This is a genomic window from Salinibacterium sp. CAN_S4 (assembly GCF_015752305.1).
GTDB lineage: Bacteria > Actinomycetota > Actinomycetes > Actinomycetales > Microbacteriaceae > Rhodoglobus.
In genome coordinates this window covers 553031-564906 of sequence record NZ_JADOVB010000001.1, presented here as the reverse complement: position 1 = coordinate 564906, position 11876 = coordinate 553031, and the positions used below count along the sequence as shown (strand labels likewise).

The 11876-nt window shown below is 63.2% G+C and carries 14 protein-coding genes; 8 read left to right on the top strand and 6 right to left on the bottom strand.

Annotated features, from left to right (window positions below; all coding sequences use genetic code 11):
- Positions 1 to 179 precede the first annotated feature (179 nt).
- Positions 180 to 1100: a heme o synthase gene (locus IWX81_RS02870; protein WP_199279745.1), complete on the top strand. Its 921-nt coding sequence runs from the start codon at positions 180 to 182 to the stop codon at positions 1098 to 1100.
- 30 nt (positions 1101 to 1130) lie between these two features.
- Here IWX81_RS02870 and IWX81_RS02865 read toward each other — a convergent pair whose 3' ends face one another.
- Positions 1131 to 2099, bottom strand: a complete 969-nt coding sequence (locus IWX81_RS02865) for a COX15/CtaA family protein (protein WP_334592839.1) — start codon at positions 2097 to 2099, stop codon at positions 1131 to 1133.
- Positions 2100 to 2407: 308 nt separating this feature from the next.
- Between IWX81_RS02865 and sufB the strand changes: the two genes are divergently transcribed.
- Genes sufB through IWX81_RS02840 form a run of 5 tightly spaced genes read left to right on the top strand, consistent with a single transcriptional unit; the run spans position 2408 to position 6518 of the window.
- Positions 2408 to 3826 carry a Fe-S cluster assembly protein SufB gene (sufB, locus tag IWX81_RS02860; protein WP_199279744.1) on the top strand — a complete coding sequence of 473 codons (1419 nt, stop codon included), beginning with the start codon at positions 2408 to 2410 and terminating at the stop codon, positions 3824 to 3826.
- Positions 3827 to 3857: 31 nt separating this feature from the next.
- Complete coding sequence (sufD, locus tag IWX81_RS02855; protein WP_442977624.1) at positions 3858 to 5054, top strand: Fe-S cluster assembly protein SufD; 1197 nt, start codon at positions 3858 to 3860, stop codon at positions 5052 to 5054.
- Complete coding sequence (locus tag IWX81_RS02850; RefSeq protein ID WP_199279742.1) at positions 5051 to 5383, top strand: non-heme iron oxygenase ferredoxin subunit; 333 nt, start codon at positions 5051 to 5053, stop codon at positions 5381 to 5383. The genes sufD and IWX81_RS02850 overlap by 4 nt, the downstream gene beginning before the upstream one ends.
- A gap of 36 nt (positions 5384 to 5419) precedes the next feature.
- Positions 5420 to 6184, top strand: coding sequence for a Fe-S cluster assembly ATPase SufC (gene sufC, locus IWX81_RS02845; protein WP_199279741.1), 765 nt, complete (start codon positions 5420 to 5422; stop codon positions 6182 to 6184).
- 4 nt (positions 6185 to 6188) lie between these two features.
- A complete protein-coding gene (locus tag IWX81_RS02840) occupies positions 6189 to 6518 on the top strand; it encodes a metal-sulfur cluster assembly factor (RefSeq protein WP_097061900.1) in 330 nt (109 codons plus the stop codon).
- A gap of 69 nt (positions 6519 to 6587) precedes the next feature.
- Here the strand turns inward: IWX81_RS02840 and IWX81_RS02835 are convergent, their stop codons facing one another.
- A complete protein-coding gene (locus IWX81_RS02835) occupies positions 6588 to 7208 on the bottom strand; it encodes a biotin transporter BioY (protein ID WP_199279740.1) in 621 nt (206 codons plus the stop codon).
- Positions 7209 to 7370: 162 nt separating this feature from the next.
- Here IWX81_RS02835 and IWX81_RS02830 point away from each other — a divergent pair, with 162 nt between their 5' ends.
- Complete coding sequence (locus IWX81_RS02830) at positions 7371 to 8969, top strand: ABC-F family ATP-binding cassette domain-containing protein (RefSeq protein ID WP_199279739.1); 1599 nt, start codon at positions 7371 to 7373, stop codon at positions 8967 to 8969.
- 21 nt (positions 8970 to 8990) lie between these two features.
- Here IWX81_RS02830 and IWX81_RS02825 read toward each other — a convergent pair whose 3' ends face one another.
- Genes IWX81_RS02825 through IWX81_RS02815 form a run of 3 tightly spaced genes read right to left on the bottom strand, consistent with a single transcriptional unit; the run spans position 8991 to position 10361 of the window.
- On the bottom strand, positions 8991 to 9836 hold the full coding sequence (locus tag IWX81_RS02825; RefSeq protein ID WP_334592834.1) for an SURF1 family cytochrome oxidase biogenesis protein: 846 nt from the start codon (positions 9834 to 9836) through the stop codon (positions 8991 to 8993).
- A complete protein-coding gene (locus IWX81_RS02820; RefSeq protein ID WP_334592832.1) occupies positions 9833 to 10066 on the bottom strand; it encodes a hypothetical protein in 234 nt (77 codons plus the stop codon). Before IWX81_RS02820 ends, IWX81_RS02825 begins: the two co-directional genes overlap by 4 nt.
- A gap of 10 nt (positions 10067 to 10076) precedes the next feature.
- On the bottom strand, positions 10077 to 10361 hold the full coding sequence (locus IWX81_RS02815; RefSeq protein WP_334592829.1) for a DUF3099 domain-containing protein: 285 nt from the start codon (positions 10359 to 10361) through the stop codon (positions 10077 to 10079).
- 114 nt (positions 10362 to 10475) lie between these two features.
- Between IWX81_RS02815 and fabG the strand changes: the two genes are divergently transcribed.
- A complete protein-coding gene (gene fabG / locus IWX81_RS02810; RefSeq protein WP_199279736.1) occupies positions 10476 to 11210 on the top strand; it encodes a 3-oxoacyl-ACP reductase FabG in 735 nt (244 codons plus the stop codon).
- 10 nt (positions 11211 to 11220) lie between these two features.
- On the opposite strand, the gene serB is transcribed toward fabG, so the two are convergent.
- The gene (gene serB / locus IWX81_RS02805) at positions 11221 to 11859 is read right to left on the bottom strand and encodes a phosphoserine phosphatase SerB (protein WP_199279735.1); all 639 of its coding nucleotides are present in this window, start codon (positions 11857 to 11859) and stop codon (positions 11221 to 11223) included.
- Between the last annotated feature and the right edge of the window lie 17 nt (positions 11860 to 11876).

Below are 11876 nucleotides of genomic sequence, written 5' to 3'. Positions count from 1 at the left end.
AGGACGACAGTGTCTCCGCCGCGGCGCACCACAATCACCCGTGGGTGAACTTTGGATAGGGCCGCGAAGGGCAGGCGTGACCAAGTATAGAGAAGGCCGGAAGTTCACGCCGATACTTGCGAATCGTGCCGTACGGGAGTAGTCAGTCTCCCAGCATTGCGTCGTTTAGAATCGTCTATATGGATGTAGTGATCGAGAACCGTGCCCCCCGGGAACGACTTGGCATCCTCAGGAAGACGAAAGCATACGTCGCACTCACCAAGCCACGGGTGATCGAGCTTCTCCTCGTCACCACGGCTCCGGTGATGATCCTTGCGGCGGGCGGCATCCCTAATCTCTGGCTTGTACTCGGCACCCTCGTCGGGGGAATCATGAGCGCGAGTTCCGCCAACGCATTCAACTGCTACATCGACCGCGATATCGATCGCGTCATGGACAGAACCCGGAAACGACCTCTCGTCACCGGCGACCTGAGCGATCGTGAGGCTCTCGTATTCGCCTGGGCCTCCGGAATCGCCTCAGTGCTCTGGCTGGGCCTGCTCATCAACTGGCTCGCGGCGATGCTGTCGCTGGCCGCGATCCTTTTCTATGTTCTGGTCTACACGCTTGTGCTCAAGCGCCGCACGCCGCAGAACATCGTGTGGGGTGGCGCTGCGGGATGCATGCCCGTGCTCATCGGATGGGCTGCAGTCACCGGCGAACTGACCTGGGCCCCGGTCATCCTGTTCGGGATCGTGTTCCTCTGGACCCCGCCGCACTATTGGCCGCTGTCGATGAAGTATCGCGCCGACTACCAGTCGGTCAACGTCCCCATGCTCGCCGTCGTTCGTGGCCGCACTGTCGTCGGACTCCAGGTCGTGCTCTACGCCTGGGCCACCGTCGCCTGCTCGCTGCTGCTCATACCGGTGGCCGACATGGGCATCCTCTACACGGCCGTCGCCCTGGCCAGCGGAGCCTGGTTCATCATCGAATCCCACCGCTTGTACAGCACGGCTATCCGCCATGGGGATGTGCGACCAATGCGCGTCTTCCACAGTTCGATCACCTACCTGACGCTGGTGTTCCTCGCCGTGGGGATCGACCCGCTGCTTCCGTTCTAGCCGGGGTTTCGGCTCCGGAGCCGCAGGCGGTTAATTCGCGGTGACGCGATCCCGTATGTCGATCGGGACCACGGGATCGACAGCAGAACGCGGCCGCAGCGACAACATCACGGCAGTCATCGCGGCCACGAGCGCGGCGGCGAGCACCATGTGGATGCCCACCAGCAACTCGGGCAGTCCCAGGCGGGCCTGGGTGATGCCGACGATCACCTGAACTGCTTCGATACCCAGCAGTGCGAGAATCCATCGTCTCTCGACGGGGAATCGCATGATCAGGATGGCCAGCGCCACCGTGAGGGCGACGGTGATGTACGCGGGCCAGCTGTGGACGTGCTGCAGCAGTTCGGGGTCGAGACCGTTGCGCGGGGCCGGCCTGTCGGGGTTCGAGTTGTCTCCGGCGTGAGGCCCTGATCCTGTCGTGAGGATGCCGACCACGACAGTGAACGCCACGGAGACGGCGCTGAGCCTGGCCAGGGAGAGCACGCCGGCCGGGACGAGGAGACCCGGGTTGTGTGGGCCGTTGTACACCTTCCAGACCAGCATCGTCGTCGCCATGACCAGCACGATCGACACGGCGAAGTGCGCCCCGACGACGTAGGGGTTGAGGCCAGTGAGCACCGTGATACCACCGAGGACCGCCTGGAAGGGAATGCTCAGTCCCTGCAGCAGCGTGAGCCTGAAGAGGTCCCTGCGCTGGCGACGGAATCGGAAGACCGACAGGAATGCGGCAATCGTGACGGCAGCGAGTACGAAGGTGAGCAGTCGATTGCCGAATTCGATGACCCCATGCAGTCCCATCTCGGGGGTGTTGACGAAGGAGCCCTCGACGCACTGGGGCCAGGTGGGGCAGCCGAGTCCGGATGCGGTCAACCGCACGGCACCACCAGTGCCGATCAAGGCCACCTGGAACGCGAGGGAGAGCCACGCGGCTACCCGAACACGCCTGTCCACACTCGACGGCAACCACTGCACGAACCGGTCAATTACGCGACGCAACACTGAAATACTGTCCTCTCAAGAGACCCACCCCATGATAGGCATCCAGTGCTGGGGATTCCCGCCGAAGCAGTGTGCCGGAGTCTGGCTGTTTGCCCCCTAAACGGCTGGTGAGCATCCACGGCCTGTAAGATTAAGTGGTTCTACGAACGCAACCGCGCCGCACAGTCAATGTTGATGACGGGCATCGAACCCGTCCTGCCAGTACATCGACAGGCCGGAATTTGTGCCGTCATCCCGCAGCGTGATCCCGTTTAAAGGAATGCCGCGGCAGCCACCTCGGTTGGCCAAGGTAGGGAAAGAGGAAAGCTATGTCTGACGTACTGATTGACCGCCCGGAACTGAATGGTCTTGGGCAGTATGAATTCGGGTGGTCCGACTCTGACACCGCTGGAGCTTCAGCGCGGCGCGGAATCAATGAGGAGGTCGTCACCGACATCTCCCGGCTCAAGAACGAGCCAGAATCCATGTTGAAGATGCGACTCAAAGGGCTGGAACTGTTCCGTCGAAAGCCCATGCCGACGTGGGGCGCCGACCTGTCCGGCATCGACTTCGAGAACATCAAATACTTCGTGCGCTCTACTGAGAAGCAGGCGCAGACCTGGGAAGACCTTCCCGAGGACATCCGGAACACGTACGAGAAGCTCGGGATCCCCGAGGCGGAGCGCAAGCGGCTCGTGTCGGGTGTTGCAGCCCAGTACGAGTCAGAGGTTGTCTTCCATTCGATCAACGCCGAGCTCGAAGCCCAGGGCGTCATCTTCATGGACACGGATACCGCGCTCCGCGAGCACCCCGAATTCTTCGACGAGTACTTCGGCACCGTCATTCCGGCTGGCGACAACAAGTTCGCGGCTCTGAACACGGCCGTGTGGTCGGGCGGATCCTTCGTCTACGTCCCCAAGGGCGTGCATGTCGAGATCCCGCTGCAGGCCTACTTCCGCATCAACACGGAAAACATGGGCCAGTTCGAGCGCACGCTGATCATCGCCGACGAAGGTTCGTACGTCCACTACATCGAGGGTTGTACGGCTCCGATTTACAAGTCGGATTCCCTGCACTCCGCGGTCGTCGAGATCATCGTCAAGAAGAACGCCCGCGTTCGCTACACGACGATCCAGAACTGGTCGAACAACGTCTACAACCTCGTCACCAAGCGGGCCATCGCCCACGAGGGCGCAACCATGGAGTGGATCGACGGCAACATCGGTTCCAAGGTGACGATGAAGTACCCGTCGATCTACCTCGTGGGGGAGCACGCCAAGGGCGAGACGCTCTCCGTCGCATTCGCCGGCCCCGGCCAGCACCAGGATGCCGGAGCGAAGATGATCCACATGGCGCCGTACACGACGTCATCCATCGTGTCCAAGTCCATTGCCAGGGGAGGCGGCCGTGCCGGCTACCGCGGTGAAGTGCGCGTCGACGAGAAGGCTCACCACTCGGCGAATACCGTGCGCTGTGACGCCCTGCTTGTCGACACGATCTCACGGTCGGACACCTACCCGGCGATCGACATCCGCGTGGATGACGTGCAGCTCGGACACGAGGCGACAGTGTCGCGCGTCAGTGCCGAACAGCTGTTCTACCTGCAGTCTCGCGGCATGCCCGAAGACGAGGCCATGGCCATGATCGTGCGTGGATTCATCGAACCCATCGCTCGCGAACTGCCGATGGAGTACGCGCTCGAACTCAATAAGCTCATCGAGATGAGCATGGAAGGCAGTGTGGGATGACCTTCCTCGCAACGTCGAAAGGAACTGTCGGATAGTGACCGTAGTAACCACACCCGAGCAGCTCGGGGCGAAGGCCCACAGCGATGGCGGATGGGGAGAACCGGGATACGTTCCCGTGCAGACCCGCTCAGCACGTTTCTCATCGACCCACCACGACGACTTCCCGGCCGTTACCGGCCTCGAAGCCGACTGGAAACTCACCCCGGTGAAGCTCGTGCGGCCGCTCATCGATGGAGAGCTCGACGGCTCGATCTACGACTACGTCGCCGACATCCCCGCCGGTGTTTCCGTCGCCTGGGTCGACAGGGATGATGCGCTCATCGGTCGTGCGGGTACGCCCGAAGACCGTGCGTCAGCGAACGCTTGGTCGACCTTCGACAAGGCCCTCGCCATCACCGTGACCTCGGAAGATCACGTGGCCCTCACGATCTCCCGCTCGACACTTGGAGGCGCGGCTCGCGCGGCCCACATGGTGATCACCGCGAAAGCGAACAGCAATGCGACCGTCATCCTCGAGTCGACCGGTAAAGCGACGCTTGCCGAGAATGTCGAGATCGTCGTGGAGGATGGCGCGAAGCTGACTGTCGTTTCGCTGCAGGAATGGTCTGACGACTCCCTCCAGCTCTCCAGTCACTTCGCCACCGTCGGTCGCGACGCGTTCCTGAAACACATCGTCGTCTCACTGAGCGGAGCCGTCGTCAGGCTCAACCCGTCTGTGCACCTGGCGGGTGAGGGATCTGACACCGAGCTCTACGGGCTTTACTTCGCCGACGCGGGGCAGCACTTCGAACAGCGCGTGTACCTGCACCACCTTGGTGCGAACACGAGGGGTCGGGTCAACTACAAGGGTGCGCTCCAGGGCACCGGCGCGAGGACGGTCTGGGTCGGAGATGTACTGATCGGGCCCGACGCTTCGGGAACCGACAGCTACGAGCAGAACCGCAACCTCGTACTCACCGAGGGCACCAGGGCTGACTCCATCCCGAATCTCGAGATCGAGACCGGGGACATCCTCGGCGCCGGTCACGCGAGTGCGACCGGGCGATTCGACGACGAGCAGCTCTTCTACCTGCAGTCGCGCGGGATAAGCGAGGCGGAGGCCCGCCGACTCGTCGTCATCGGCTTCCTCTCGGAGATCATCCAGAAGATCGGAAGCCCGCAACTCGAAGCCCGGCTCCATTCGGCGATCGACGCCGAACTCTCCCTCACCGCGGCGGTGACGTCGTGACCGCCGAGCGGATCTGCACGACGGCAGAGCTCGAGACCGACAAGGCCTTCAGGGTCGTGCTCGAGGGGGAAGCGATCGTGGTGGTGAAGGATTCGACCGGAGCTGTGCATGCCATCGGCGACACCTGCACCCACGGCGACATCTCGCTGGCAGAAGGTTTCGTCGAAGACAACGCCATCGAGTGCTGGGCCCATGGGTCGCAGTTTTCGCTCGCCACCGGAAAGCCACTCAACCTCCCGGCTTACGAGCCCGTCCCTGTCTACAGCGTGAATGTCGACGAATCCGGTGTGGTCTATATCGACTCCGCCCTTAAGACACTGGCCTCCTGACCCAGCACGGTCACGGCCCCAACAGGAAACAGAGCAATGTCAGTACTTGAAGTCAAGGATCTCCACGTCAGTGTCGAGACCGAGCAGGGCACCAAGCAGATCTTGAAGGGCGTCGATCTCACGATCGCGCAGGGCGAGATCCACGCGATCATGGGCCCGAACGGATCGGGGAAGTCGACCCTGGCCTATTCGATTGCGGGTCATCCGAAGTATCACGTCGAAGGCGGCTCCGTGCTGCTCGATGGCGTCGAGGTGCTGACGATGAGCGTGGACGAGCGCGCCCGCGCCGGCCTGTTCCTCGCGATGCAGTATCCGGTCGAGATTCCGGGCGTCCGTATGGCCGACTTCCTGCGCACCGCCAAAACGGCGCTCGACGGAGAAGCCCCGGCCCTGCGCCCCTGGATCAAAGAGGTGTCAGGGGCGATGAAGAGCCTGCGGATGGAGAAGTCGTTCTCCGAGCGCAACGTCAACGAGGGATTCTCCGGTGGTGAGAAGAAGCGACATGAGATCCTGCAGCTCGAACTGCTGAAGCCGAAGTTCGCGATCCTCGACGAGACCGACTCCGGGCTCGACGTGGACGCATTGAAGATCGTTTCTGAGGGTGTCAACCGCGCCAAGGAGGCCAACAACCTCGGCGTGCTGCTCATCACGCACTACACGCGCATCCTGCGTTACATCACCCCTGACTTCGTGCACGTCTTCGTCGATGGTCGCGTCGCGGAAGAAGGCGGCGCAGAGCTGGCGGATCGCCTTGAGAACGAGGGCTACGATCGCTTTCTCACCGACTCGAGCGTAATCTAGGACTATGTCGACTGCTCTTGCTCCCGCCCTGTTCGACCAAGTCGAAGAGGGACTCAAAGACGTCATGGACCCTGAGCTCGGGGTCAATATCGTCGATCTCGGTCTCATCTACGACCTCAGCTGGGACCCGGAGAGCGACGCGCTGATCATCAGCATGACACTGACCTCCGCTGGCTGCCCGCTCACCGACATTATCGAGGAGCAAATCGCCCAGTCTCTCGATGGCATCGTCGACGCCTTCAGGATCAACTGGGTCTGGATGCCGCCGTGGGGTGCCGAGAAGATCACCGACGACGGCCGCGACATGATGCGCGCCCTCGGATTCTCGATCTAGACCTGAACCTATAGGCAAGAACGGCCCGTGCGATCAATTGCACGGGCCGTTCTCTCTTGGGCTGGGTGGTTACTGCTGAGTGTTCCTGTTGTCGCGACGGCCGACGGCGAGCCACGCGAGGGTAATGATTCCGGCGCCGAGGATGGATTTCACCACTCCACCGACGACGAACGGGTAAAGGCCGGCGGCCAGCACGGAGTTGAGGTCGTTCGGGGCTCCGACGGCGCCGAGGTAGGTTGCCAGCCACGGAAGGCCGAACGCGAAGGTCACGACGGATCCCACGAGGAACGCGACGAACGCACGAAGGAGCTTGCGGTCCCATTCGCGCTGGGCCAGCCATCCGGTCAGGATCGCGGCGAAGATGAAACCGATGATGTACCCACCGGTCGGGCCTGCGACAACGCTCCACCCCGACGACGACTCGCTGAACACCGGCACACCGACGATGCCCACGATCGCGTACAGGGCCATGGACAACCCGCCGCGCACTGCGCCGAGCGTGACACCGACGAGCAGCACCGCGAGGGTCTGGCCGGTGACGGGAACGGGCCACAACGGAACCGCGATCTGCGCCGACACGGCTGTCAGGGCGGCTCCAGCGGCAATGAGCGCGACGTCCGCCACGAGGCTGCGGCTCACGATTCGGTCAGCCAGGGTGGGGCGCCCAAGGGCCAGGGTCAGATTGCTCACAAATTGCTCCTCGACGGGGATGGAAAGGGATCGGGGCCGAGCGCACCGTTCCACGAAGTAGACTAGCTGGCTGGTGCGCTGTTGGACCGCACCCTTCCCCTCCAAAAGAACCGGCCGTTCTTTATCGCTGGAGCCGTTCTCGATTACCAAAGGATTACCGCTGTGCTCTCTGTGCACGATCTCGAGCTGCGTGTTGGCGCACGCCTCCTGATGGACGAGGTTTCGTTCAGGGTCGACCGCGGAGACAAGATCGGCCTGGTCGGTCGTAACGGCGCAGGAAAGACGACGCTGACGAAGACACTCGCGGGGGAGTTGCAGCCTGCCGCCGGCCGCATCGACCGGACAGGCGAGATCGGCTACCTGCCCCAGGACCCACGCTCGGGCAATCCCGAAGACCTCGCGCGCACCCGGATCCTCGATGCCCGGGGGCTCGGGTCGATCGTGTTGGGCATGGCCCAGTCGATGCAGGACATGGCGAGCCCGGATGACGCGGTCAGCACTGCAGCGATGAAGAAGTACGGCAGCCTCGAGGAACGGTTCACGGCGCTGGGTGGCTACGCCGCCGAGGCCGAGGCTGCCTCCATCGCGAGCAACCTGAGCCTGCCGGACCACATCCTCGACCAAAAGCTTTCGACCCTTTCGGGTGGCCAGCGCCGACGCATCGAACTCGCCCGCATCCTGTTCTCCGGAGCAGACACGATGCTTCTGGATGAGCCCACCAACCACCTCGACGCCGACTCCGTCGTATGGCTGCGCGAGTTTCTCAAAGGCTTCCAGGGCGGCCTGATCGTGATCACCCACGATGTGAACCTCGTGGAGGAAACCGTCAACAAGGTCTTCTACCTCGACGCGAACCGCCAGACGATCGACCAGTACAACATGGGCTGGAAGAACTACCACAAGCAGCGCGCTGCCGATGAGGAACGACGCAAAAAGGAACGCGTCAACGCCGAGAAGAAAGCCGGCGTGCTCACCACCCAGGCTGCGAAGTTCGGTGCCAAGGCATCGAAGGCCGCGGCCGCGCACCAGATGGTGGCGCGCGCGGAGAAGCTGCTCGCCGGCCTCGACGAGGTCAGGAGCGTCGACCGCGTCGCCAAGCTGCGATTCCCGGACCCCGCGCCGTGTGGTCGCACTCCGCTCATGGCATCCAATCTCAGCAAGAGTTACGGTTCGCTCGAGATCTTCACGGCGGTGGATCTCGCGATCGACCGCGGTTCGAAGGTCGTGATTCTCGGATTCAACGGTGCAGGAAAGACGACTCTTCTCCGGATGCTGGCTGGCGTCGACAAGCCGGATACCGGCCAGATCGAACCGGGACACGGGTTGCGCGTCGGTTATTACGCCCAGGAACACGAGACCATCGACGTCAAGCGCACAGTACTCGAAAACATGGTCTCGTCATCCCTCAGCATCACCGAGATGGAAGCGCGGCGGGTTCTCGGCTCCTTCCTCTTCACCGGCGACGACGGTCACAAGCTCGCCGGGGTTCTCTCCGGTGGCGAGAAGACGCGACTCGCCCTGGCGATGATCGTGGTCAGCGGCGCCAACGTGCTGCTGCTCGACGAACCCACGAACAACCTCGACCCTGCGAGCCGCGAGGAGATCCTGGGGGCTCTCGCGAGCTACAGTGGCGCCGTCGTACTCGTCAGCCACGACGAGGGTGCCGTGGAAGCACTCAACCCCGAGCGTGTGCTGATTCTCCCCGACGGGATCGAAGACCACTGGAACAAGGATTACGCCGAGCTGATCTCGCTCGCGTAGGCCCGGCTTCTGCCTCGGGGCCTAGCGGTCGGCATGATCGAGGATCGCATCCTCGATCTCGGCGTCGGTCGGGCCCTTCGCCTCCGCCTTGCGACGTCTCGCCTCTGCCCTCAGTCGTTCCTGCGGATCGTCGGCGTTTTTCGCGCGGAATTCCTGCCTGACGGCCCACCCGAGACCGATGAAGGCCATGATTCCGAACACGATCCATTGGAACGCATACGACAGGTGGGGCCCCTCGTCAGGGACCGGTTTCGTGACGGCAACCGGCATCTGTGCTGACGCGGGATCCTCACTCGCCAGGAGGCCATACGCGCTCGAATAGATCGGACGGTCGATGATGCCGGCGATAGTCTCCAGGTTGATCGTGGCGACCTGCCCCTCTGGAGCCGATCGGCCGGGGATCGTGGGCTCGCTTCCCTTGAGCCTGGCGACCACGGTGACCTCGCCGGAGGGAACCGCAGGGATGACCTCGGGGGTATCCTGCTCGTTTCCCGCCCTGATCCAGCCGCGATCGACGATGAATACCGAGCCGTCGGAAAGCTGGAATGGCACGAGTTGTTCGAATCCGGCATTACCGTCGAGCGGTCTCCCGCGGGCGAGGAGTTCATCCTCGTCGAGGTACCGCCCGGTGAGGATGACCGGGGTCCACTTGTCATCGGGATCGAACGAGTCTAGGGTCTGAAGCACTTCGTCGATGGGCCTCGGTGCTGCCGCCCAGTTCGTATCCACCCTGTCGATCTCTGCACGTGCTTCGTCGCGCCGGGCGATCTGCCAGTACGAGAGACCGGCGCAACCAATGGCAAAGATGATCACGAGCGCGAGATAGCCCAGCCAGCGGCGGGAGAATGCGAAACCCCAGCCCTTCACGATGGCACCGACTCGACCACCTGGTCGAGGCTCGTGGTGAGAACGGGGAAGCTCCGCGAGTACAGGTAGTCGTGCAGGAACTCGCTGTGGTCGTCGCAGGCCAACCATACCTTGACCCGATCGACCCCGTGGATTCGCGGGTTGCGCCAGTTCACTTTGGCCGTTGCCGGATTCGTGCACCCCGCACGGGAACACCGGTCGACGAGTGGACCATCCGCGCCGATCATCATTCAGTACCCGTCATTCGTCCCGGGACACCGGGGGTTGGTAGCGGACAGGGAGCATCGATACCGGTCGCTCCACAACGCCACCCTCCTTGTAGCCGACGTTCGCGATCACGACGGCGATATAGGGCAACAGGACGGCGCCAAGCACGCAGGCAAGAAGCCACCACCCCTGTACGAAGAAGCACGCGATGACACACGCTACGCGCACACTCATCGCTATTCCGTACCTCACCATGCGACGCTTCTGATCGTCTTTCGGCGATTCGGGAAGCGACGTGATCGACTGCTTCTGGTTCACTATGCCTGCTCTGCTGTGGCTCTGCCGCGAAGTCCCAGACGCGGACATCTGGGCGCCAGAATGGCGCCATCTACCAAGCCTACGACGCAATCGCACGACTATAAGCTGGAGCGCATGACCTCGGCAAAACTCACAGCAGACTTCACACCTCGGACCGTTCTCGTGACGGGAGGCAACCGGGGGATCGGCTGGGCGATCGCCGAGGAGTTCATCGCCGCGGGCCACAGGGTTGCGGTGACAGCGCGATCGGGACGTGGCCCAGAGGGTTCGCTTACCGTCATCGCGGACGTCACGGACGGGCCGAGTCTCGACGCTGCGTTCGCGGAGATCGAGTCGACACTCGGGGCCGTCGAGATCCTCGTCGCCAACGCGGGAATCACCAGGGACACCCTGCTCATGCGCATGTCTGACGACGATTTCACCGATGTCATCGACACCAACCTCAGCGGTGCCTTCCGCGTCGTCAAGCGCGCGACCAAGTCGATGATGAAGGCCCGCTTCGGTCGGATCATCCTCGTGTCGAGCGTCGTGGGCCTGCTCGGGTCAGCGGGGCAGGTGAACTACGCGGCATCGAAGAGCGGACTCGTCGGGCTCGCCCGATCGGTCACGCGCGAACTGGGCAGTCGGGGCATCACTGCGAACGTGGTCGCTCCGGGCTTTATAGAGACGGATATGACGGCTGCGCTCCCCGAGGAACAGCAGAAGGCATACCTCAAGCAGATTCCGGCGAACCGGTTCGCGAGTCCGCTCGAGGTAGCCCGAGTCATCACCTGGCTCGCTGGCGATGACGCCGGCTACGTCTCCGGAGCCGTCATCCCGGTGGATGGCGGCCTGGGCATGGGCCACTGATCCGTCGGGTTCAGCCGCGGAGCCCGAGTAACGGCAGCACCTGCGACAGGTCGCGCACGTCGAGAAGCACGCCGGCGAGGTCCCGCACCGGGGCTTTGGCATCGAAGCCCACCGCGAGGCCGGCAATCGCCATCATCTCGAGATCGTTGGCGCCGTCTCCGACGGCGACGGTGCGCGAGAGCGGCACACCGCTGTCCGCTGCCCAATCCCGCAACGTTGTGGCCTTCGCCGCGGCATCCACAATCCGACCCGTGAGGCTACCGGTGAGCACACCGTCCACGACCTCCAGTCGGTTCGCACGGCAGTAGTCGAGGCCGAGTTCGCTCGCGATGGGATCGACGATCTCGTGGAATCCGCCAGACACGACGCCGACCCGGCCCCCGGCTGCGTGGATTCCCGCGATCATCTCGGGCACCCCCCTGGTCACGGTCACCTGGGCGGCCACGGCGTCGAAGACAGTGTCAGGGAGCCCCCTCAGGGTCGAGACCCGTGCGCGGAGGCTCTCCTCGAAATCGAGCTCTCCATTCATCGCCTGGAACGTGATCGACTCGACTTCGGCGAGCGAGCCGGCGTGGCCAGCGAGAAGTTCGATCACCTCGTCTTCGATGAGGGTGGAATCGACATCGAGCACGACGAGGAAGCGGGGCATGGGGGTCGGACCTTCCT

Coding starts and splice junctions, on each gene's coding strand:
- IWX81_RS02870 (WP_199279745.1), top strand. CDS start 180: ATGGATGTAGTGATCGAGAACCGTGCCCCCCGGGAACGACTTGGCATC.
- sufB (WP_199279744.1), top strand. CDS start 2,408: ATGTCTGACGTACTGATTGACCGCCCGGAACTGAATGGTCTTGGGCAG.
- sufC (WP_199279741.1), top strand. CDS start 5,420: ATGTCAGTACTTGAAGTCAAGGATCTCCACGTCAGTGTCGAGACCGAG.
- IWX81_RS02840 (WP_097061900.1), top strand. CDS start 6,189: ATGTCGACTGCTCTTGCTCCCGCCCTGTTCGACCAAGTCGAAGAGGGA.
- IWX81_RS02820 (WP_334592832.1), bottom strand. CDS start 10,066: ATGATGATCGGCGCGGATGGTCCACTCGTCGACCGGTGTTCCCGTGCG.
- fabG (WP_199279736.1), top strand. CDS start 10,476: ATGACCTCGGCAAAACTCACAGCAGACTTCACACCTCGGACCGTTCTC.
- serB (WP_199279735.1), bottom strand. CDS start 11,859: ATGCCCCGCTTCCTCGTCGTGCTCGATGTCGATTCCACCCTCATCGAA.